This window comes from Pseudophaeobacter sp. EL27 (assembly GCF_900313025.1).
Classification (GTDB): Bacteria; Pseudomonadota; Alphaproteobacteria; order Rhodobacterales; family Rhodobacteraceae; genus Pseudophaeobacter.
Genome location: NZ_OMPQ01000013.1, coordinates 439,352 through 460,319, shown reverse-complemented (window position 1 = coordinate 460,319; position 20,968 = coordinate 439,352). Strand labels below are relative to the sequence as shown.

The 20,968-nt window shown below is 58.8% G+C and carries 17 protein-coding genes and 3 tRNA genes; 5 read left to right on the top strand and 15 right to left on the bottom strand.

What is annotated here, in order from left to right; translation table 11 throughout:
- Positions 1-75 precede the first annotated feature (75 nt).
- Positions 76-612 (bottom strand): peroxiredoxin-like family protein, encoded by a 537-nt coding sequence (locus ED661_RS17310; protein ID WP_122075403.1) that lies wholly within the window; start codon positions 610-612, stop codon positions 76-78.
- A gap of 163 nt (positions 613-775) precedes the next feature.
- On the opposite strand from ED661_RS17310, the gene ED661_RS17305 reads away from it, so the two are divergent.
- Positions 776-1,501 carry an AraC family transcriptional regulator gene (locus tag ED661_RS17305; RefSeq protein ID WP_122075401.1) on the top strand — a complete coding sequence of 242 codons (726 nt, stop codon included), beginning with the start codon at positions 776-778 and terminating at the stop codon, positions 1,499-1,501.
- Positions 1,502-1,603: 102 nt separating this feature from the next.
- Here the strand turns inward: ED661_RS17305 and hisH are convergent, their stop codons facing one another.
- Together hisH and ED661_RS17295 are read right to left on the bottom strand one after the other, a co-directional pair.
- Positions 1,604-2,242 (bottom strand): imidazole glycerol phosphate synthase subunit HisH, encoded by a 639-nt coding sequence (gene hisH, locus ED661_RS17300; protein ID WP_122075399.1) that lies wholly within the window; start codon positions 2,240-2,242, stop codon positions 1,604-1,606.
- A gap of 80 nt (positions 2,243-2,322) precedes the next feature.
- On the bottom strand, positions 2,323-2,928 hold the full coding sequence (locus ED661_RS17295; RefSeq protein WP_254054872.1) for a TetR/AcrR family transcriptional regulator: 606 nt from the start codon (positions 2,926-2,928) through the stop codon (positions 2,323-2,325).
- A gap of 97 nt (positions 2,929-3,025) precedes the next feature.
- Between ED661_RS17295 and ED661_RS17290 the strand changes: the two genes are divergently transcribed.
- Complete coding sequence (locus tag ED661_RS17290) at positions 3,026-3,652, top strand: DUF2306 domain-containing protein (RefSeq protein ID WP_122075395.1); 627 nt, start codon at positions 3,026-3,028, stop codon at positions 3,650-3,652.
- A 32-nt stretch (positions 3,653-3,684) separates the two neighbouring features.
- Here ED661_RS17290 and hisB read toward each other — a convergent pair whose 3' ends face one another.
- Entirely contained in the window at positions 3,685-4,272 is a 588-nt protein-coding gene (gene hisB / locus ED661_RS17285; RefSeq protein WP_122075393.1) for an imidazoleglycerol-phosphate dehydratase HisB, read from the bottom strand.
- A 180-nt stretch (positions 4,273-4,452) separates the two neighbouring features.
- On the opposite strand from hisB, the gene ED661_RS17280 reads away from it, so the two are divergent.
- Positions 4,453-4,692 (top strand): Lrp/AsnC ligand binding domain-containing protein, encoded by a 240-nt coding sequence (locus ED661_RS17280; protein ID WP_009809036.1) that lies wholly within the window; start codon positions 4,453-4,455, stop codon positions 4,690-4,692.
- An 81-nt stretch (positions 4,693-4,773) separates the two neighbouring features.
- Here the strand turns inward: ED661_RS17280 and ED661_RS17275 are convergent, their stop codons facing one another.
- The 6 genes from ED661_RS17275 to ED661_RS17250 all read right to left on the bottom strand — a co-directional run bounded on the left by ED661_RS17275 (position 4,774) and on the right by ED661_RS17250 (position 9,005).
- Complete coding sequence (locus ED661_RS17275; protein ID WP_122075391.1) at positions 4,774-6,126, bottom strand: aminotransferase; 1,353 nt, start codon at positions 6,124-6,126, stop codon at positions 4,774-4,776.
- Positions 6,127-6,373: 247 nt separating this feature from the next.
- Positions 6,374-6,448, bottom strand: a tRNA-Gly gene (locus ED661_RS17270).
- A gap of 179 nt (positions 6,449-6,627) precedes the next feature.
- A tRNA-Gly gene (locus ED661_RS17265) sits at positions 6,628-6,702 on the bottom strand.
- A gap of 75 nt (positions 6,703-6,777) precedes the next feature.
- Entirely contained in the window at positions 6,778-7,716 is a 939-nt protein-coding gene (locus ED661_RS17260; RefSeq protein WP_122075389.1) for a NaeI family type II restriction endonuclease, read from the bottom strand.
- Between the two features lie 114 nt (positions 7,717-7,830).
- Positions 7,831-8,790: a DNA cytosine methyltransferase gene (locus ED661_RS17255; RefSeq protein ID WP_122075387.1), complete on the bottom strand. Its 960-nt coding sequence runs from the start codon at positions 8,788-8,790 to the stop codon at positions 7,831-7,833.
- Positions 8,791-8,930: 140 nt separating this feature from the next.
- Positions 8,931-9,005 (bottom strand) — tRNA-Gly (locus ED661_RS17250).
- 155 nt (positions 9,006-9,160) lie between these two features.
- Between ED661_RS17250 and ED661_RS17245 the strand changes: the two genes are divergently transcribed.
- Positions 9,161-9,376, top strand: coding sequence for a hypothetical protein (locus ED661_RS17245; RefSeq protein WP_162930160.1), 216 nt, complete (start codon positions 9,161-9,163; stop codon positions 9,374-9,376).
- 19 nt (positions 9,377-9,395) lie between these two features.
- On the opposite strand, the gene ED661_RS17240 is transcribed toward ED661_RS17245, so the two are convergent.
- The 4 genes from ED661_RS17240 to ED661_RS17225 all read right to left on the bottom strand — a co-directional run bounded on the left by ED661_RS17240 (position 9,396) and on the right by ED661_RS17225 (position 16,781).
- Positions 9,396-9,782 carry an MAPEG family protein gene (locus ED661_RS17240; RefSeq protein ID WP_122075383.1) on the bottom strand — a complete coding sequence of 129 codons (387 nt, stop codon included), beginning with the start codon at positions 9,780-9,782 and terminating at the stop codon, positions 9,396-9,398.
- A 194-nt stretch (positions 9,783-9,976) separates the two neighbouring features.
- On the bottom strand, positions 9,977-13,420 hold the full coding sequence (locus ED661_RS17235) for a pyruvate carboxylase (RefSeq protein ID WP_122075381.1): 3,444 nt from the start codon (positions 13,418-13,420) through the stop codon (positions 9,977-9,979).
- Positions 13,421-13,731: 311 nt separating this feature from the next.
- Positions 13,732-14,922, bottom strand: coding sequence for an alpha-hydroxy acid oxidase (locus tag ED661_RS17230; protein ID WP_122075380.1), 1,191 nt, complete (start codon positions 14,920-14,922; stop codon positions 13,732-13,734).
- A 65-nt stretch (positions 14,923-14,987) separates the two neighbouring features.
- Positions 14,988-16,781 (bottom strand): sensor domain-containing diguanylate cyclase, encoded by a 1,794-nt coding sequence (locus ED661_RS17225; RefSeq protein WP_122075378.1) that lies wholly within the window; start codon positions 16,779-16,781, stop codon positions 14,988-14,990.
- A 204-nt stretch (positions 16,782-16,985) separates the two neighbouring features.
- Here ED661_RS17225 and ED661_RS17220 point away from each other — a divergent pair, with 204 nt between their 5' ends.
- The gene (locus tag ED661_RS17220) at positions 16,986-19,484 is read left to right on the top strand and encodes an ATP-dependent helicase (protein WP_122075376.1); all 2,499 of its coding nucleotides are present in this window, start codon (positions 16,986-16,988) and stop codon (positions 19,482-19,484) included.
- A gap of 619 nt (positions 19,485-20,103) precedes the next feature.
- Here the strand turns inward: ED661_RS17220 and ED661_RS21985 are convergent.
- Positions 20,104-20,253 carry a hypothetical protein gene (locus ED661_RS21985; RefSeq protein ID WP_162930159.1) on the bottom strand — a complete coding sequence of 50 codons (150 nt, stop codon included), beginning with the start codon at positions 20,251-20,253 and terminating at the stop codon, positions 20,104-20,106.
- Between the last annotated feature and the right edge of the window lie 715 nt (positions 20,254-20,968).

The following is a 20,968-nucleotide window of genomic DNA, read 5'->3' as shown; positions in this document are numbered from 1 at the left end:
CCGCTATCAAAAAAGAGATAGCGACGGTTTAGCCTGCTAGATCCGTGAGTGAGTGCAGCAGGAATAGGGTTTGGTTTAGACTTCGCCGGTGTATTCGCCGCGCGCGGGGTAATCATTGGCGATGGCAAAATCCAGCGCGCCAACCAGTTCTGAGAAATGCGGGCGCACAAAGGGCATGGTCTGGGTCGAACCGTAGTAGAGCGTCTGCTCTGGGGTCACCATGAACAGGCCGGGTTCGGAGAACAGCGCGGGCTCTTCGATGCCGATGGAGGTCTTGCCGCGTGAGGTGGAGATATAGAGCCCCCAGGATTTTGCCACATCCAGCGGCAGGTCATAGGCAAAGCGCAGGCCGCTGGCTTCGATCTTGTCGGCCATGGCCTGGGTGCGCTCTTCGCCGTCAGAGGAAACCGCGATGCAGGTTACGCCGCGCTCGGCAAAATCTGCGACGCGCTTTTCCAGCTCTTTCAGGTAGTTGGCGCAGATCGGGCAGTGCAACCCGCGATAAAAGCAGATCACGGTGCCGCGGCTGCTGCCCTCATCGGCCAGGGTAAACTGGCTACCACCCAGAAGGGGTAGGTTCAGATCGGGAGTTTTCTGGCGAGGAATAAGCATGGTGGGCTCCTGTGAATGATGTTGATGGGAGGCTTATGCCAGGATTTTTCAACTGAAAAATCCGGAAAACCAAACTGAAACACCGATATTGCCTTGGCTGATCCAGAGAGGAGGGGTAAACTGCAGCTGCGCCTATTTGGGCTGAGATGAATTGGGAGGAGTGATGGACAGGCTGACAACTCTGATGCAGCGGTTTCAGCTTGCGGTTCACCCCGCGCCGCTGGCGCAGGCCAATCTGGTGGCGCTTGGCGATGCTGAGGAGCCAACCTGTCTCAAATTCTATCCGCGTGGCGGACCGCATCAGGCGACAAAAAAGCAGGTGCTGATGTCTGCCCTGGTGGACTGGGTTGCCGGGCATAACCCGCTGATGGCAGCCCTGCCGGATATGGTGCATTTTGACCTGACAGCAAGCGGCGATACCCTGGATCTGGTGCGGGTCATGCTGGCGGAGAGCAATGGCAGGCGCTGTGGAGCGCAATCTGTGGTCAATCGCCTGGGCGAAGTCCTGATGGTGCGGTTGCTGCGCAGCCAGATCGAGCAGGGGGCTACTGAGCCGGGGCTCTTGGCCGGCCTGGCGGATCCGAGGTTGAGCCGCGCAATTGTGGCGCTGCATGATCACCCGGGGCGGATCTGGAGCAATGGCGACCTTGCCGCCGAGGCCGGTCTGTCGCTGTCGCGGTTTTCCGAGCTGTTTACCGCCGAGGTCGGGGAGACGCCCATGGGCTACTTGCGGCGCTGGCGTCTGACGCTGGCACATCAGGATCTGGTCCGCGGAGACCGGGTGGAGGCAGTGGCGCGCCGCTATGCCTATGGCTCGCCCGAGGGGTTTACCCGTGCATTTCGCAAGACCTACGGGGTGGCGCCGGTGTCGCTGCGCGCCTCGGGCTGAGGGCATGCAGAACAGGTGCGACCTCGACCTGTGCGGACGGTGGAATTTGAATATTTGTAGAAAGGTGAAAGGGGGCGTCAGCGCGCCGCCTCGCAACCTGTATTAGGGGGCCCAGGTGAGGAAATTGCCGATCATGCGCAGGCCGATGTCCTGGCTTTTTTCCGGGTGGAACTGCATGCCCAGCATGGTGTCGCGGCCAATCACGGCGGTGACGTCCCCTGCATAGTCCACATGGGCCAGGCGTTCAGCTGCATTGGCGACGCGGAAGTGGTAGCTATGTACAAAATAGACGTGGTCGCCGCTGGCAATACCGTCAAAGATCGGGTGCGGCTGGTTGAGGATGAGGTCGTTCCAACCCATGTGCGGCACCTTCAGACTGGCGTTCTGCGGCGTGATCTTGACCACATCTCCGCCAACCCAATCCAGGCCGGGGGTGTCCTGATATTCGTGGCCGGTTGTCGCCATCAGCTGCATGCCGACGCAGATGCCGAGAAAGGGGCGGCCCTTTTGCTCGACCGCTTCGACCATGGCCTCATAGATGCCCTTATGGCCGCGCAGCTCGGCGGCGCAGGCGGGAAAGGCACCATCACCGGGCAGCACCAGACGATCCGCCTTTGCCACCACCTCTGCATCGGAGGTTACAACAACCTCACCTGCATTCATTTCCTGAGCCATCCGTTGAAAGGCTTTTTCGGCAGAATGGAGATTGCCGGATTCATAGTCGATGATGGCTGTCAGCATGGGACCAGTGCTTTCTTGGGCTTGTGCCTGAGACCTCTCTTGATTTGGGCAAAAGGTCAAGTGCGGGGCAGGCGGGCTGGTCACTTTGGCGCGGGATCCGTGCCAATTTCCTGCAACAGGGCCATTACCGGGGCAAAGAGCCGGTGATGATCAGGCGGGCCAAGACCGGGGCCGAAGGTGCCGGCCAGAAACAGGTGGGAAAACCCATGGATCAGCGACCAGACCTGGGTTTCAATCACCACCGGATCGGTATCCTTGGGCACAAAGGGCGCGCAGGTTTCGCGCAGGACACCATAGGCGGTGGCACTGCCCGCCTTCATGTCTTCTTCAAACTGGGACATCGGACCGCAGCTGAAGATCAAGGCAAAAAGGGCAGGGTTTTCGACGGCAAACTCCAGGTAGCCCCGGCAGAGCGACAGAATGCGCCCCTTGGGGTCTTGCCCCCCGGCAGCGCGGGCGCGCAGCATCTGTTGGCGAAAGCGGCCAAAGCCTTCTTTGGCAATGGCGCCACGCAGGCCGGCAAGCCCGTCAAAATGATGCGCAGGCGCTGCATGAGAGACACCCGCGCGGGCAGCACAGCGGCGCAGGGTCAAAGCCTCGAGCCCGGATTCGGTCAGGATCTCGATACCGCTTTGTATCAGAGCAGAGCGCAGATCGCCGTGGTGATGTGGTTTTTTTCCGGTCATATCAGTCATTTGAGGCGTAGAATAACAGCAAACTTGACAGCGTCAAGGTGGCGTGATTTTTACAGTGTAAAGTTTACATTGTAAAGTTGGAGGAAACATGTCCCTTTCTACGACCCTGGCAAAGCTGCGGAACGGTGCCTTTTGGATTTTGTGTTTGTTGATCGCCCTGGCGTCCTGGCGATTTCTTCTGCTTGGGGTGGAGCTTTCCATGCCCTTTGTCGCCTATCACGCCCTGGAGCGCCCCCTGGCCTTTTATGCGCATATTGGCCTGGCGCCAGTGGCATTGGCGCTTTTGCCCTTTCAGTTTTGGCGGGGGCTGCGTCAACGGCGTCCACACCTGCATCGCTGGATCGGGCGAGGCTATGGTTTGGCCATTCTGGTGTCGGGCCTGGGCGGGCTGATCATGGCAATTGGCACCAGCTCAGGGCTGGTTGCCGGGCTGGGGTTTGGCCTGTTGGCGCTCTTGTGGCTGGGCACAACAGCGCGGGGCATCTGGCTGGCTATGCAGGGGCGGATTGCAGAGCATCGGGTCTGGATGATCCGATCCGGGGCGCTGACCTTTGCGGCGGTGACCCTGCGGCTTTATCTGCCGTTTCTATTTGCAACCCTAGGCGAGGAGCTGGGCTATATGCTGGTGGCCTGGGCCTGCTGGGTGCCAAATCTGTTGGTGGCGGAGTGGTTGCTTGGGCGCGATAGAAAAAGGCCGGTTGAGCAACCGGCCTGAGGTCTGGGTTTCTGTGCACGCCAGTGGCGCGGCTAGAGCGCGCCTTTGGTCGAGGGGATGGCGTCGGATTTGCGCGGATCGGTTTCCACTGCCAGACGCAGGGCGCGCGCCACGGCCTTGAAAGCGGCCTCGACGATGTGGTGGCTGTTGAAGCCATGCAGCTGGTCGATATGCAGGGTGATACCGCCATGTGTGGCAAAGGCGGTAAAGAATTCGCGCACCAGCTCGGTATCAAAGCTGCCGATCTTCTGCGTCGGGATTTCGACATTCCACACCAGGAAGGGGCGGGCGGACAGATCCAGGGCGCAGCGTACCTGGGCATCATCCATCGGCAGGTGGCATTCGCCGTAGCGACGGATACCTTTTTTGTCGCCAAGCGCCTGCGCCAGCGCCTGGCCCAGAGCAATGCCGGTGTCTTCGACCGTGTGGTGGTCGTCGATATGATAGTCCCCTTTGGCGCGGATGGTCATGTCGATGAGCGAGTGGCGCGCCAGCTGATCCAGCATATGGTCAAAAAAACCTACCCCGGTCTGATTGTCATAAGAGCCGGTCCCGTCGAGATTGATCTCAACGCTGATTTCGGTTTCGGCGGTCTGGCGGGTGATCTTAGCGCTACGCATATGGGCATTCCTTGCTATCTGCGCGCCACTTATAGGGTGGGGAGGGGGGCTGGCTCAAGGCCCTAGCGGGGCAATCGCCATTCTCTGTTGCCCGGAGGAGCTGCGACCATTGCGCCCGGCGGCTCTGCATGCCAGCTTGGGCGGCAAATCACTTGACCCAAAAGACCAGAGGGACGCCCCATGTCGACCTGCGTATTCATCCAAATCCGCTGCAAACCCGGCACCACCTATTCCGTGGCCGAGGAAATTGCCCTGCGCGAAATTCACTCAGAGCTCTATTCCACCAGCGGTGAATATGATCTCCTGATGAAGCTCTATATCCCCTCGGATGCGGATGTGGGCAAGTACATCAACGAGCACCTGCTGGTGATCCCCAATATTGAGCGCTCGCTGACCACCATGACCTTCAAGGTCTTCTGAGCCAAAATTGCTAACATCAGCATGCAACAAAAAAACGCCCCGGAAGTTATCCGGGGCGTTTTTGTTTGAACCTGTGGAGGATCAGCCGTTGAGCAGTCCGTCGGCCTTGAGGCTGTCATAGCTGCTGTCCAGCGCAGTTTTGACGCGGGCCAGCATGTCATTGATCTCAGCCTTGGTGATGATCAGCGGTGGGCAGAAGGCCAGGGCATTGCCCGCCACTGCGCGCAGGATCACGCCATTGTCTTGGCAGGCCTTGACCGCGGTGGCGCCGCCCTTGCCGCCAGTAATGGTCGCACCTGTGGTTTTGTTCGATACCAGTTCCAGCGCTGCGATCAGGCCCTTGCCGCGTACCTCGCCCACCAGCGGGTGATCAGCAAAGATCTCGCGCAGCTGGGCCTGCATGTAGTCACCCACTTCGGCTGCGTGCTCAAACAGATTGTCGCGCTCGTAGATCTCGAGCGTTTTTAGCGCGGCGGCACAGGCGGCGGGGTGGCCGGAATATGTGTAGCCATGGCCAAAAACGCCAACCTCATTTGAGGGAGCGATCATTTCCTTGTACATCCAGCCGGGAATGATGCTGGCCGAGATCGGAAAGTAGGCCGACGATAGCTGTTTGGCAAAGGTCATCAGATCGGGCTTGATGCCCATGGTGGTGCAGCCAAAATCGGCGCCGGTGCGGCCAAATCCGGTGATCACCTCGTCCGCCCAGACCAGAATACCATGTTTGCGCAGCAGGGCCTGGAGCTTCTCGTAGTAGCCTTCTGGCGGCACGATCACACCCGAGGCGCCAGTGATCGGCTCCATCACCATGGCGGCGATGGTGTCGGGGTCTTCCGCCAGGATCTGATCTTCGAGGTTTTTCAGGATGCGGTCGACAAACTGCGCTTCGGTCTCGTTGCCCTTGCGGCCGGTGTAGTAATGCGGGGCATCGGTGCGCAGGATGCTCAGGGCCTCAACAGGGGCATCAAAATGCGCCAGGTTGGCGGGCAGCGAGGTCAGCGAGCCGGCGGCGACGGTGACACCGTGATAGCCGCGCTCACGGGTGATGATCTTGCGCTTTTCCGGTTTGCCGATGGCGTTGAAATAGTAGCGCAGCATCTTGTAGTGGCTGTCATTGGCATCCGAGCCGGAATTGCCAAAGAAGATATAGGCGTCTTCTACCGGCACCATGGCCTTTAGCTTTTCCGCCAGGTCGATGATCGGCTGATGGGTCTTGCCGCCAAAGGTGTGGCTGAAGGGCAGTTTGTTCAACTGCTCGGTGATGGCCTCGACCACCTCTGTGTTGTTGTAGCCCAGCGAGGTGCACCACAGGCCGGCCAAGCCTTCGATGTATTTGTTGCCTTCGCTATCAAAGACATAGATTCCCTCGCCACGTTCCAGGCACATCTGTTCGGTCGCGGTGAGGTTTGTGGTAGGGTAAACGACTGGAGCCATTGTGGAATTCCTCTGGTTGGGCGCATGTTTTCGGGACATGGGCGAAGGTAATGTGAAGAGGCGAGGCGCTGGGGTGCCACGCTGTTGCGGCTAGCTTTGTCTTGTTTTACTGGAGAGGTCAAAGGAATTTGATCAAAATTTCCCCGAGGCGGGAGCACGGGATTGTTTTAGTCAAAAAACACCAGGACAGTGGGCAAACAAAAAGGCCGCCGATGCGATATGCATCTGGCGGCCTGTTTGGTCCAAATGGAGCGGGCGAGGCGATTCGAACGCCCGACCCTAACCTTGGCAAGGTTATGCTCTACCCCTGAGCTACGCCCGCGCTACATTTGGTGAAGCGGTGTTTAGGCAAAGCCGGGAGGGGCCGCAAGAGGGAAAGTGACGGGGAGGGAGAGTTTTTTGCACCGCGGTGACGCAAGCTGATTGCAGCGCAGAAGGGGGTGCGAGGCAAACAAAAAGGCCGCCGATGCGATATGCATCTGGCGGCCTGTTTGGTCCAAATGGAGCGGGCGAGGCGATTCGAACGCCCGACCCTAACCTTGGCAAGGTTATGCTCTACCCCTGAGCTACGCCCGCGCTACATTTGGTGAAGCGGTGTTTAGGCAATCCCCAGCGAGGCCGCAAGAGGGAAAGTGACCAGAGGGGCGAGAATTATTTGATCTCACCAATCTGGGGTGATGTTTGTGGCGCGTGTGGGCTTTGATTGCGGCTGAAACCAACCTGTTCGGCCAGCCGCTGCTGTTGCTCTCCCTGTGGAGTGCAGGAGATGAACTCCGCGCCGCTGCAATGAGGCAGTTCCAGCGCCTTGATCAGCTGGTTGTCATACTGACCAGAGAGCAGCAGAATGCCCTCTTGTTCCAGCAGGTCCCGGGTGCCGCGTCCTTTGTCGGAGCGGATGCGGCGCATGAAATCCTTTTGCTGCGCCACGGCCTCGACCACATCGCGGGCGATGGGTTGATTCTGGATCAGGCGAAACAGGCTGACCATACGGGCATTGCCGGTGCCCTGTGAAAAAATCTCAGCCACCACTTCGGGGTTCTGTGTGCGCCAGAAATTGGCCGGGTAGGGGTGATCGCAGATCAGCCAGAGGATATGAGAAAACCCCTCAGCAGAGATGGAGCCCTTGCCATCCTTGTTCTTGCCTCGGGTCAGATAGGCGGGGCGGGCCACGATCAGCCCCAAATAGCAGCGGGCGCGGGCCTCGTCGGCGGCCACCAGCAGGCAGGGTTGATCCAGCGCCTCGGTGGGGATCATCCAGTTGCTGCCCATGGTGTTTTTGATATCAACGTCACGGCCCAGGATTTCAGTGTCCAGCCGTCCGCGAGGCAGGCGCAGAAGCGCCCTCAGCTCTATTTCGACACGGGTGCCGATATAGGTCTTTTCGGTCTTTTCCAGCTCTTCATAGGCGCGCCGCCCGGTTTTGGGCGTCATGATCACATCATCGATGCAGCGCCGCAGCATCGCCGGAAAGCTCTGCTCCAGCTCCAGCGCGCCGTCGGCACGGGCGGTGATCTCTGTGGCCAGGGCGCTTAGGGTGTCATAATCCGGATGTCCCTGGGCAATCAGGCTGGGCGGAAGGCTGCGTTTCATATCTACCTCGGTCTGGGCCGAAAGCTGGGAATTTGAATATTTATAGAAAGGTGATAGTGGCAGGTCACCTCTGCGCGTAGGCCAGACCTCATACTGCGACCCTTTGCAGGCAGCCTATTTTGAAACGACCCGCAGGGCTGGGCGGGCGATGGCTTCGCGCAGCTGGCGCGCGACGGCCTCGGCCACGGGGGGCGGAAATGCATTGCCCACCTGACGGTAGGCATTTGTCTTGGCGCCGGTGAAATGCCAGGCGTCCGGGAAGCCCTGGATGCGGGCAACCATGCGCACCGTCAGGCGGGGCATATCGTTGTGGAAGGGATCCGGCGCCTCATAGGCGATGGTGCGCCCTTCAACCCCCAATGAGGCCCAGGCGCGCCGTGCCCGGGTTGGGCCTAGGTCCGGCCCGCCGTGCTTTTTCGAGCCCCCCACGATGGTCGGGGCGATCTCATCGGCCTGGGCGGCCCAGTCTTCGGCGCCACGCCAGCCGCGGGCCTTCATCAGGTCCAGCAGGGTCTCGCCCACGGTGGGCGGGTTGTGGGGCAGTGGCTCTGGCCAGTTGAACCGGTCGGAATACTCCTTGCGCAGGGCAACAATTGCCACCCGTGGGCGCAGCTGTGGCACGCCGTAATCGGAGGCGTTGAGCAGGCGCCAGTCGGTCTCGTAGCCGAGCTTGGAGAGCTGTTTCTTCAGCTTTTCGCGATAATCATGGAAGGCGGCATCGAGAAAGCCACGGACGTTTTCGATCATCACCGCACGCGGCCGGGTGGAATCCACAATATGGATGGCATCGTCAAAGAGGTTGCGCTCATCCTTTTCACCCAGCTGTTTGCCGGCAACGGAAAAGGGCGGGCAGGGCAGGCCTCCGGCCAAGAGATCAATGCCCTTATAGGCGCTGGCGTCATCCTTAAAGAGGCGCAGGTCTTCTTCGAGCACGTTCCAGTCCGGGCGGTTGTGGCGCAGGGTGGCACAGCAATGTTTGTCGATCTCGACCAGGGCTGTGTGATCAAAGCCTGCGCGTTCCAGCCCCAGAGCCTGACCACCAGCCCCTGCGCATAGTTCTACGGATGTGAGCATGTGCTGCGGTCTGCCTGTTCTTGTTTTCGTGTTCTGGATCTGTTCCTAAGCGCAAAGTCGATTCCACGCAAGGCTCTGCTAGGGTCACCTATTGGAACGCGAAAGGCCACCCCCGAAGGAGTGGCCTTTTCGTGTCCTGATGGAGCGGGCGAGGCGATTCGAACGCCCGACCCTAACCTTGGCAAGGTTATGCTCTACCCCTGAGCTACGCCCGCGCTGCCATCCGGTGAGCGGTGAGATATTCATTCAAAGGGGGGGCTGCAAGTGGAAAATTGCAGGGCGGTGGAAAATTTCCCGCTTTTTGGCGACGGAATGGGCCTGGCTCTGCGTGCAACCTTTTAAACAATGCAAGACAGGGGAGCTTAATTCGATGATTGCCCGCAGGAACCCATTCGACGACATCCGCATCGGCGCTTTGATCGCTGCCATCGTCCTGGCCAAGGTGCTGATGCCCGGCCAGGGGGATCAGGGCAGAGAAAACCGGGCCGGACCAGTGGTGATCCAGCCCGCGCCAGTTTACGTCAAGACCATTCGCGCTCTGGAGAGGGTCGTGCCCGAAGAACTGTCCATGGGACAGGATGTCTGACACTGGGGGGCGGTCGCGTTCAAAGCAGCGCGTGCGCCAGAATGCCGAGCCCCGCTGCCAGCACCATAACCAGGTTCAACACAATGCCGGCTTGGCGCAGGATCAGGATTTGCGGGTGCCTGGTGAATCCAATGGCATGCAGCAGCCGCCCACCGATCAGCATCGCGCCAAGCGCATGCAGGGCCAGAGTGGGCGCCCCCTGGGTTTCGGCGGCGGCCATCAGGATCAGGCCGATTGGCGTGTATTCGACAAAATTGCCCTGTGCACGGATCGCCACCAGAATGGCGCGATTGTCACCATCCCCGACCGAGACCCGGTGCTTGATCCGCAACCTGCTGACAGCCAGCGTCAGGTAGACAAACATCAGCGCCGCTGCGCCAGCATAAAGAGACGTGATTGCTAACATCGACCTTTCCTCCGTTTTGTCGTGACACCAAAGCAACCTGTAGAGTTCGCTTTTAGAACTTAACGAATAGCAGGCTTTCCCGATCTGAAAGCCGCTATCGGGCGGGCTTCCCGTGACGTCATGTGGGGACGAAGGTGCGCAAAAAGGGCGCCACTCCTGCGGAGGGCGCCCGTTTTACGTCGTTTTGATGCGGATCATTCCAGTTCGATGAGCAGATCCTTGGCATCGATCTGGGTGCCAGCACTGACATGCAGTGCCTTGACGCGGGCAGAACGCTCGGCGTGCAAGCCGGTTTCCATTTTCATCGCCTCGATGGTCAAGAGCATATCGCCCTCATGCACCTCTTGGCCGACCTGTACCGCAACGCTGGCCACAACGCCGGGCATCGGTGCGCCGATGTGATCGGCATTGCCTGCTTCGGCTTTGGGGCGGCTTTCAGTTGAGGCTTTGACCAGACGGTTTGGCACCCGGATGACGCGGGGCTGGCCATTGAGTTCAAAGAAGACTTTGACCTCACCCTTTTCATCGGTTTCGCCCAGAGCCTGCAGGCGGATTTCCAGGGTTTTGCCGGGGTCGATCTCGGCGGTGATCTCTTCGCCGGGCTCCATGCCATAGAAGAAGGCGCGGGTGGGCAGGGTACGGACCGGACCGTATTGGCGGTGACGGCCCATGTAATCGAGGAAGACCTTGGGATACATCAGGTAGCCATTGAGGTCTTCGTCATCCACAGCCTTGCCTTCCAGCAATTGGCTCAGCTCGGCGCGGGTCTCGTCCAGATCCACCGGCTCCAGATGGGCGCCGGGGCGGGTCAGGTTTGGAGCGTCCCCTTTCAGCACCTTGGCAACAATCCCGTCGGGGAAGCCGCCGGGAGGCTGGCCAAGGTTGCCGCGCATCATATCCACAACGCTATCGGGGAAGGAGACCTCGGTGCTGGGGTTCTCCACCTCATCGCGGCTGAGGTTTTGGGAGACCATCATCAGCGCCATGTCACCAACCACTTTGGAGGAGGGGGTCACCTTGACGATATCGCCAAACATCTGGTTCACATCGGCATAGGTCTGGGCGACCTCGTGCCAGCGCTCTTCCAGCCCCAGCGAGCGTGCCTGGGCTTTGAGATTGGTGAACTGGCCACCGGGCATCTCATGCAGATAGACCTCGGAAGCCGGGGCGGCGAGGCCGGATTCAAAGGCCACATATTGCGCCCGGACCTGCTCCCAGTAGTCGGAGATTTCGCGGATCTTTGCGATATCCAGCCCTGTGTCGCGGTCGGTGTTGCGCAGGCCTTCAACGATGGAGCCAAAGCAGGGCTGCGAGGTGCCGCCTGAGAAGGCATCCATGGCCACATCTACCGCATCGACGCCAGCATCCGCAGCGGCCAGAATGGTGGCGCCTGCAATGCCGGAGGTATCATGGGTGTGGAAGTGGACCGGCAGGCCGACCTCTTCTTTCAGCGCCTTGACCAGCTGACGGGCGGCAGCGGGTTTCAGCAGGCCAGCCATGTCTTTCAGACCCAGAACATGGGCACCAGCGGCCTCCAGCTCTTTGGCCATGCCGACATAGTATTTCAGGTCATATTTGGCGCGGTTGGGGTCCAGGATATCGCCGGTGTAGCAGATGGTGCCCTCGCAGAGCTTGCCGCTCTCGACCACCGCATCCATGGCGACGCGCATGTTTTCCACCCAGTTGAGGCTGTCAAACACCCGGAACACATCGACGCCGGTCTCGGCGGCCTGACGGACAAACTCCTGCACCACATTATCGGGGTAGTTGGTGTAGCCAACGCCATTGGAGGCGCGCAGCAGCATCTGGGTCATCACATTGGGCATGGCTTCGCGCAGATCGCGCAGACGCTGCCAGGGGCATTCCTGCAAGAAGCGATATGCCACATCAAAGGTCGCACCACCCCAGCATTCAACCGAGAACAGCTGGCTGAGGTTCTGTGCATAGGCAGGGGCGACCTTGATCATGTCATGGCTGCGCATCCGGGTGGCCAGCAACGACTGGTGGCCATCGCGCATGGTGGTATCAGTCAGCAACAGTTGGCGCTGAGCCTTCATCCAGTCGGCTACGGCCTGGGCGCCTTTCTGCTCCAGCAGGTTGCGGGTGCCATAGGGCAGTGGCGCTGGGGCCACATGCGGGGCGCGAGGCTCTTTCAGATCTGCCGCAGGGGCGGCACGGCCTTCGGTCTCGGGGTGACCGTTCACGGAGATATCCGCCAGATAGGTCAGCACCTTGGTGCCGCGGTCCTGACGTTTGGCAAACTGGAACAGGTCCGGCGTGTTGTCGATGAATGTGGTGGTATAGCTGTTGTCGAGGAAGGTCGGGTGCTTCAGCAGGTTCTCAACAAAGGCAATATTGGTGGAGACACCGCGGACCCGGAACTCACGCAGGGCGCGGTCCATACGGGCGATGGCTTTTTCCGGGGTCTGCGCCCAGGCGGTGACCTTGGTCAGCAGGCTGTCATAATAGCGGGTGATCACCCCGCCCGCATAGGCGGTGCCGCCATCCAGACGGATACCCATGCCCGTGGCCGAGCGATAGGCAGTGATGCGGCCATAGTCGGGAATGAAGTTGTTGAGCGGATCCTCGGTGGTGACGCGGGTCTGCAGCGCATGACCGTTAAGGCGGATCTCGCTCTGCGCGGCCTTGCCGGTGGCCTCGGCAATGGGCTTGCCCTCGGCGATCAGGATCTGCGCCTGAACGATGTCGATGCCGGTGACCTCTTCGGTGACGGTATGTTCCACCTGCACGCGGGGGTTCACCTCGATGAAGTAGAATTTGCCGCTCTCCATATCCATCAGGAATTCAACGGTGCCGGCGCATTCATAATTCACATGGGCACAGATCTTGCGGCCCAACTCGCAGATCTCGGCACGCTGTTCCTCAGAGAGGTAGGGGGCTGGCGCGCGTTCCACGACTTTCTGGTTGCGGCGCTGAACCGAGCAGTCGCGCTCAAACAGGTGATAGATCTCGCCGTGTTTATCGCCGAGGATTTGCACCTCGACGTGACGGGCACGGGTGATCATCTTTTCCAGATAGCCCTCGCCATTGCCAAAGGCAGCTTCGGCCTCGCGGCGGCCTTCCAGAACTTTCTCTTCCAGCTCATCCGGGCCGTGAATGGGGCGCATGCCGCGCCCACCACCGCCCCAGGAGGCCTTGAGCATCAGCGGATAACCCACCTCTGCGGCCTCATCTGCGATGGCCTTCATGTCATTGCCCAGCACTTCGGTCGCCGGGATAACTGGCACGCCAGCCTCGATGGCCACGCGGCGGGCCGAGGCCTTGTCGCCCAGGGCGCGCATGGTTTCGGCCTTGGGGCCGATAAAGGTGATGCCGTTGCGGGCGCAGGCATCGACAAAATCCGGGTTCTCCGACAACAGGCCGTAGCCGGGGTGGATCGCATCAGCGCCGCACTCTTTGGCGACGCGAATGATCTCATCAATGCTCAGATAGGCGGCAACCGGACCCATGCCCTCGCCAATGCGGTAGGCTTCATCAGCTTTGAAGCGGTGCAGGCCCAGCTTGTCTTCTTCGGCATAGACGGCAACGGTTCGCTTGCCCATTTCATTTGCGGCACGCATGACGCGGATGGCGATTTCGCCTCGGTTGGCAATCAGGATTTTCTTGAAATCAGGCATTGTCGTTCCTCGGAGTAGTCTAGGGTTGGCGAAGTGTTAGTTACATCTTAGCGACGGGTATAGCCGTAGTATTGGGTATCTGCGGCATGATTGCGCTCGCATACGGCCAAAATTCGTCAGTTTTTTGTGCAGACGCAGCATTGTTGCCTGAATTGCAGCAGAAACCCGTTTGTAAACTGCCTTAATTTTAGGCGGTTGCTGGTGTTGCGAATCTTCGGTCACCACTCCTGACATATGTGCCGCAGCGCAAATTCACCCCCTCTAACTGTTGGGTGAGAGGGGCAAATGGCTCGCAGGCTTTGCTACATGTTTCAGGCATTTAGGTCTGCAGGGTTTGATTGTAACGCAAGATTGCGAATTTGCAAAGTCTTCAACTCTGAGAGGGAGCGCAGCCCCAACTGCCCCATATTGGCCTCCAGATCCTTGCGTAGAATGTCGCAAAGATGGGCTGGCCCCGCCGTGCCCAATGCTGCAAGTGCAAAGTGAAAGGCGCGTCCCAGCATGACAAAATCCGCCCCCAGCGCCAGCGCGCGCAGGATGTCCAATCCGCCTTCAATGCCGCTGTCAAAAATTAGCGGCAGGAAGGTCGCGGCGCGCAGTTCCGGCAGCACCTCGATCGAGGCGGGCGCGGCATCGAACTGGCGCCCTGCATGGTTTGACACCCACAGTGCATCAACGCCGATCTGTTCCAGAGGGGCTGCATCCTCAGCCCGCATCACCCCTTTGATGACAAAGGCCCCCTGCCAATTGTCCCGCAGCCATTTCACATAGTCCCAATCCGGTGAGGTGCGCAGCAGGTAGCCGATATGCGCAGTCGAGGAGAGACCTTTGCTGTTTTCGGTGATGTATTTGTCCAGGGTCCGCATATGCGGCATCCCACCTTGCCCGCGATGTTGCAGGGCCATGCCGATAGCCCAGGTGGGGCATTGGGCAACCTGCGCCAGTAGGCGCGGAGTGAGGCGGGGCGGCTGTGTCAGACCCGAGCGCACCTGGCGTTCCCGCCGCGAGGCCACGGGGACATCCACGGTTAACACCAGCGTGTTGAACCCGGCCTTGCGGGCGCGCTCCAGCATGTCGCGGCGAATATCTTCGTCCTTCGGTGGATATAGTTGAAACCAGGCCTCTGAGCCCAGATGCGGGGCCAGGTCTTCGGGCGACTGGCTGGCAACGGTCGAGAGCGCATAGGGAATGCCTGAACGGGCGCCAAAACGGGCCAGATGCCCCTCGGCGTCAGGCCAGATCAGCCCGGACATGCCCAGTGGTGCAATCCCAAAGGGCAGCGGCAGATCGCGCCCAAGGAAGGAGGTCGTAAGATCCACTTCCTGCGGACCATGCAGGATCGAGGGCAGGAAACCAATCTGGTCGAGCGCGGCGCGATTGCGGTGCTTAGTGGCCTCGGCACCGGTGGCACTGTCGAGGTACTCCCAGACAAACCGGGGGAGGCGGGCTTTGGCGCGCGCGCGCAGGTCCCAAAGACCTGGGTAGTTTTGATGTAAATCCATCCCCGCATTGATAAGCGGAGATGGAAAATTGGCAAGAGGGAGGGTTAGATCGTCAGCGGAGGGCGTCAGGCCACGGCGCTGTCGTCGGGCTGCTCTGGTCCCAGGTGCGGGGCCTGCTCAAAAGAGGCACGCGGCTCTATCTCTGCGCCTGCGGCAATGCAGACCTGGTTGCGGCCCTTTGCCTTGGCATCGTAGAGGGCATCGTCCGAGGCCCGCAGCAGGTCCTGCGGCATGGTCCCATGCGCTGGGTAATGGGCCACGCCCAGCGATATGGTGATCCGTGGCAGGGATTTTTCGCCATAGCGCACAACAATGGCTTCAACCGCCTGACGCAGCAGCTCAGCCTTGGTCATGACATCTTCTTGGCTGTTGCCGGAGACGATCATGGTGAATTCCTCACCGCCTGGGCGGCAGGCAACGTCATCGGCATCACAGGCCTGTTCCAGTACCGACCCGACCGCACGCAGGACCATATCGCCTGCGTCGTGACCATGGTTGTCGTTGAACTTCTTAAAGTGATCGACGTCAACGGCAATGAGGCTGAGCTTTTTGCCCGAACTCTGGCTCGCATTGATGAGTTTGCGCAGGGTGTCATTCATATGGCGGCGGTTGAACAGACCGGTAAGCGGGTCACGCACAGACTGATCATGCAATTGATCGCGCATCTGCACATTGGCAATGGCCATGGAGATTTGCTCGGCACACATCTGCGCAAGTTTCTTGCTTGCCTTGAAGCCTTCGCCGTCTTTTTGGGCTGCCCGCAGGTGCATCAGGCCAACAGTTTCACCATGTGCAAGGATTGGGAAGCAATAGTAGGGGCGTCCATCATGGTCATCCACATGTTCGCAGACAAAGTCGACCTCGGAGGTCCCATATTCATATGTGCGCCCGCGTCGTAGCCCCCAGCATTCATCAGGGTGGATATGCTCTTTATGGGTGCCGCCGTTCCAGCTAGCGCAGCCATCCAGCACATCGCGAGAGTTGGAATAGACGTAAACGCTGCCCTCAGCATCCGGCAGGATGTGGGTCATGAAGCTGCCCACCATGTCAAACAGCTCATCCAGCGAGCGGCTGGATTGCAGCCATTCATTCAGCTCACCAAGCAGCTGGACTTCACGCGCCAGACGCAGTTGCTCGTCCAGAATGGCGCGTTCACTCTCATTGCGGTCATTTAACTGTTTCAGACGCATGCGGTTGGCGCTGAAGGTCATGTAGACAGCCACGGAGAGCGCCACCAGCGCAATTGTAGTGAGCACAATAAGAGAGGCGCGAGCGCGGTTGATGAAGGTATTGCGCCGATCGGTGATGTCGGTGAAGAACTCGATGGCGCCATCAAAATGGCCGTTGTGCATCAAGGGAACATAGATCTCGACCACTTCGCGTACTCCTGCTGCATGGCTGTTGGCCACATGCATCAGAATGCCATCAATCTCGGAGGCGGGTTGGGGCTCATGCAGGTAATAGGTCTCACCCTGGGCAACAATGGTGTCGAAATGGACACGAGTCTCATATTCGCCGATCTCTTCGGGTCGCGTGGACCAGAAGATCATGCCGTCGCTGTTCAGCATGCGGAAGCGATAGACATCCGAGGCTTCGGGCATGAGGTTCAGATATTTTGCATCTTCCTGGGAGATAAAGCTTTCTTCAAAAGCAGTTTCAGGATCTTCCATATGCAGGACCACCCGGCGTTGCCAGAGCTGCGATTCCTGACGAATATCTGCCTCCAACATACGGTCAACAACGGGGGCAGGGACGGCAATAATGGCCCAGACCGATCCGGCGGCCATGCCCAGAAGCAGGAGCAGCAGGAAAAGGCCCCGCAACTTCCCCTGAATCGTATGCTTCAACTCGTTATTCATAATGCACCTGACTTAGCTATTCTTGGTCAGAATGCGCCGAGAGTGTTAAAGATCCGGTTACGAAAGGGGGAGAGCGGTTGTATTTCGGGCTGTGAGTTCGCCACCTTTTCTTAGAATTCGAAGCAGATTAGGGTAAGTCTGTTTTGTGAACAGAATGCGAACACCCTCTTTTCTCGGGTGCTGAATCACGCTAGAGTTACGGGCATGAGCAGTTTTGATGAAATGGACGCCTTTGACGGCGCCTCCCTGTCGTCGCGGGCCATGGCGGCCCGTCCTACCCCCTATCTTGATGGATTGAATCCTGCCCAGCGAGAGGCGGTGGAATGTCTGAATGGGCCTGTCCTGATGCTGGCAGGTGCCGGCACTGGCAAGACCAAGGCGCTGACGGCGCGGATTGTGCATCTGCTCAACACCGGCTCAGCCCGCACCAATGAGATCCTGGCGGTGACCTTTACCAATAAGGCGGCGCGCGAAATGAAGGAGCGAGTCGGGGGGATGCTGGGCCAGCCAGCCGAGGGCATGCCCTGGCTGGGTACCTTTCACTCGGTCTGTGTGAAACTATTACGGCGCCATGCGGAGCTGATTTGCGGCGAGGCGGTGCCAAATTCGGATGCGGTTGTCGAAGAGGTTGAGGAATCGGAAAACCCGAACCCCTATGGGGATTTGGGAGCATCGGCGGCACCACGTCGGCGCAGCACCCTGCATCTAAAATCCAATTTCACCATCCTCGACACAGATGATCAGATCCGGCTGCTCAAACAGCTGATCCGCGCTGCAGGGATCGATGAAAAACGCTGGCCGCCGCGGATGCTGGCGGGGATCATTGATGACTGGAAAAACCGCGCATTGACGCCGGAAAAGCTGCCGACCTCAGAGGCGGGCGCTTACAATCATCGTGGGCCAGAGCTGTATGCTCAGTACCAGCGCCGCCTGCTGGAGCTCAATGCCGTCGATTTTGGCGATCTGCTGCTGCATGTGGTGACAATCTTTCAGACCCATAGCGATATCTTGGCACAGTACCAGCGCTGGTTCCGCTACATCATGGTGGATGAGTATCAAGATACCAATATTGCCCAGTACCTGTGGCTGCGGCTTTTGGCGGGCGGTCACAAAAACATTTGCTGCGTTGGTGATGATGATCAGTCGATCTATGGCTGGCGTGGTGCTGAAGTGGGAAATATCCTGCGGTTCGAGAAGGATTTTCCCGGAGCCAAAGTGGTGCGGTTGGAGCAGAATTACCGCTCAACCGAACATATCCTGGCGGCCGCCTCCGGGGTGATCAGTGGCAATTCCGGTCGCTTGGGCAAGGAGCTGTGGACGGCGGCCAAGGGCGGCGAAAAGGTCCGGCTTATTGGTCATTGGGACGGCGAAGAAGAGGCGCGCTGGATTGGCGAAGAGATCGAGGCGACCCAGCGCGGCACCCGCGGTCAGCGCCCCATCGGGTTGAATGATATGGCAATCCTGGTGCGGGCCTCGCATCAGATGCGCGCCTTTGAAGATCGCTTCCTGACCATCGGTCTGCCTTATCGCGTCATTGGCGGTCCGCGCTTTTACGAGCGGCTCGAGATCCGCGATGCCATGGGCTATTTTCGCATGGTGACCTCGGCAGATGATGATCTGGCCTTTGAGCGGATTGTGAATACCCCCAAACGCGGCCTTGGCGATAAGGCGCAGCAAACCATCCAGGGCTTTGCTCGGGAAAACGGGGTCTCTCTGGTGGAAGGGGCCCGGCTTGCGGTTGAGGCGGGTGCCATCAAGGGCAAAGGTGGCGCTGCTTTGCGCCGGTTGGTGGATGATCTGGCGCGTTGGGGGCGCATGGTGGGGGATGCGGATGTCTCTCACATGGAGCTGGCAGAGATCGTGCTGGATGAGAGCGGCTATACCGGCATGTGGCAGGCGGATAAAAACCCGGACAGCCCAGGCCGGCTGGAGAACCTGAAGGAATTGGTCAAGGCGCTGGAGAATTTTGAAAACCTCCAGGGGTTTCTGGAGCACGTCAGCCTGGTCATGGACAATGACAAGCAGGATTCGGATCAGAAGGTTTCGATCATGACCCTGCACGCGGCCAAGGGGCTGGAGTTCCCGGCAGTGTTTCTGCCGGGATGGGAGGACGGTTTGTTCCCTTCGCAGCGTTCCATGGATGAAAGCGGCCTCAAGGGCTTGGAGGAAGAGCGCCGTCTCGCCTATGTGGGTATCACCCGGGCCGAGGAGGTTTGTACCATTTCCTTTGCTGGCAACCGGCGTGTTTTTGGCCAATGGCAGTCACAACTGCCCTCACGGTTTGTCGATGAATTGCCTGAGGAGCACGTGGAGGTGCTGACACCACCTGGGCTTTATGGTGGCGGCTATGGCGCTGCGGCCAGCGGTGCAGAAACGGTGCGCTCGACAATTGATGCAAAGGTCGCGCAGGCGGATGGCTATAACTCACCTGGGTGGAAGCGTATGCAGGCGCGCTCGGCGCAGCGGAGTGCTTCCCAAGCAAAATCTGCGCAGGGTCAAGTGATTGATCTGACAGCGACATCCAGTTTCACCCTCGGTGAGCGAGTGTTTCACCAGAAGTTTGGCTATGGTGATATTTCCGGCATTGAGGGGGATAAGTTGGAAGTGAACTTTGAAAAAGCCGGAAGTAAGAAAGTGATTGCCCGTTTTGTTTCAGCAAGTGGCCCAGGTAACGTCACCGCTCAGGATGATGTTCCGTTTTGAAGACGCTGTTGATCTGAAAGATCAGGGGGCGGCTCGCAAAGCGATCCGATCCGGGCGGGCGCGCCGAGACAGTGAAACTGTCTCGGCGCGCCCGCCACCCCTTTGCCATTGTTGTACACAACAGCAGCGCCAGCTTTTGTTGCTATTGTCTTCTGTGAACTGGAAACTGAAACGCTTGGTTAACCAAGAAACGTTGCTTCAAAGGGTAGGCTCTCCGGATGCCTTGCTGAAAGCTGTAAGGGCGAGCTTTTTGTCCTGGCGGTTATCTATTGCACGTCTTGTCAGTGTTTTGCCTTGAGCCAGCTGTCGAGAAGATTAATACCATTGGCCTTTACGCTAGCTGTCGCGCGAGGCAGCGGAACCCCCATGAGATATCGACCCTGCCGAGCCCTTGTCCGGGACAATCGCTGTTGTCAGAGCGTTTCTTTTCAACCTTATCATGACCTGCCCAAGCTTGCTCCCATCTGTCTGAGCATCTCCTGAGAAGGGGCGCATGATTCTAGGAAAGGTGAGATTTTTCGCAGCGAGGCCTCTGACCAATCTGTTCATGCCTCATCGGGATGCTTTTTGACGTGACGCTATTTCGTGTTGGTCAGCAACAGATCACACAATCAGTTTGTCAATCGACTTTGATCCATCGCTCAAAACTCAAACGCTGGACACTGCCCAACTGTAACCTTGTAAAGGTGCGTTCCTTTGAACCATCCTTGGCATCCTGCATGGCACGGCGCAGGTCTTGCTTGGCCTCATTCATGCGGTCGAGTTTCATTAGAGCCACGGCCCGTTCAAGGGAAATACCTGATCTTTCGCTTCGATCTCCTGGGGAAATTCATAAAGATAGTCTTATGGAGCAATACCGAAGCTTTTCCTCCGCATCCACTGGCTCACCTTTGCAGGCTGACGCAGCCAGGCTTCCAGTCATGCCAGCAAGCCATGAATTATACCTACAGCCAGTGATATGACCCATCTTCGATGTCTGGTATTGTTTCGACCTATCATGATGTCAGAAGGCTCTCTAACAACATAGGTCGCAAGGAGAATTGATCCGAACCTGATTGCACGAAAGCACTGATCTGAAGGCCCCTCTGGGAATAGACTGGCGGGCAGCAGGAACCAGCAAAGAGGCTGCTTGCATTTCTCGACGCTTGGCCTTGAGCAGGCGGATGAATTCACCGTAGCCAGAATGAAGCGGGTTAACATTCTGAAAGTGGAAGGCCTTTGGGGCGCGCCTCTGGCCTGGCTTGCTGCTCAGGACGTGAGGCATCATTCTGATCTTTTCAAGAAGCGTGCATATACTGGCGCGCCATCAGTTCAAAGGGATGCATTCGTTGCAACGAAGGGACCGAGAGCGGCGTCGATAGCAGATAGATCCTGTTCGTGATACACTCCAGATACCGTCGTCCAGAACGGTCCGGCATCGTGAGAATCGTCAGCTGCAAAGGCGACAGCCTTCGTTTCATCTCCAGGCGCCCGCTCTTGTTGAT

Coding starts and splice junctions, on each gene's coding strand:
- ED661_RS17310 (WP_122075403.1), bottom strand. CDS start 612: ATGCTTATTCCTCGCCAGAAAACTCCCGATCTGAACCTACCCCTTCTG.
- ED661_RS17305 (WP_122075401.1), top strand. CDS start 776: ATGGACAGGCTGACAACTCTGATGCAGCGGTTTCAGCTTGCGGTTCAC.
- hisH (WP_122075399.1), bottom strand. CDS start 2,242: ATGCTGACAGCCATCATCGACTATGAATCCGGCAATCTCCATTCTGCC.
- ED661_RS17295 (WP_254054872.1), bottom strand. CDS start 2,928: ATGACCGGAAAAAAACCACATCACCACGGCGATCTGCGCTCTGCTCTG.
- ED661_RS17290 (WP_122075395.1), top strand. CDS start 3,026: ATGTCCCTTTCTACGACCCTGGCAAAGCTGCGGAACGGTGCCTTTTGG.
- hisB (WP_122075393.1), bottom strand. CDS start 4,272: ATGCGTAGCGCTAAGATCACCCGCCAGACCGCCGAAACCGAAATCAGC.
- ED661_RS17280 (WP_009809036.1), top strand. CDS start 4,453: ATGTCGACCTGCGTATTCATCCAAATCCGCTGCAAACCCGGCACCACC.
- ED661_RS17275 (WP_122075391.1), bottom strand. CDS start 6,126: ATGGCTCCAGTCGTTTACCCTACCACAAACCTCACCGCGACCGAACAG.
- ED661_RS17260 (WP_122075389.1), bottom strand. CDS start 7,716: ATGAAACGCAGCCTTCCGCCCAGCCTGATTGCCCAGGGACATCCGGAT.
- ED661_RS17255 (WP_122075387.1), bottom strand. CDS start 8,790: ATGCTCACATCCGTAGAACTATGCGCAGGGGCTGGTGGTCAGGCTCTG.
- ED661_RS17245 (WP_162930160.1), top strand. CDS start 9,161: ATGATTGCCCGCAGGAACCCATTCGACGACATCCGCATCGGCGCTTTG.
- ED661_RS17240 (WP_122075383.1), bottom strand. CDS start 9,782: ATGTTAGCAATCACGTCTCTTTATGCTGGCGCAGCGGCGCTGATGTTT.
- ED661_RS17235 (WP_122075381.1), bottom strand. CDS start 13,420: ATGCCTGATTTCAAGAAAATCCTGATTGCCAACCGAGGCGAAATCGCC.
- ED661_RS17230 (WP_122075380.1), bottom strand. CDS start 14,922: ATGGATTTACATCAAAACTACCCAGGTCTTTGGGACCTGCGCGCGCGC.
- ED661_RS17225 (WP_122075378.1), bottom strand. CDS start 16,781: ATGAATAACGAGTTGAAGCATACGATTCAGGGGAAGTTGCGGGGCCTT.
- ED661_RS17220 (WP_122075376.1), top strand. CDS start 16,986: ATGAGCAGTTTTGATGAAATGGACGCCTTTGACGGCGCCTCCCTGTCG.
- ED661_RS21985 (WP_162930159.1), bottom strand. CDS start 20,253: ATGAAACTCGACCGCATGAATGAGGCCAAGCAAGACCTGCGCCGTGCC.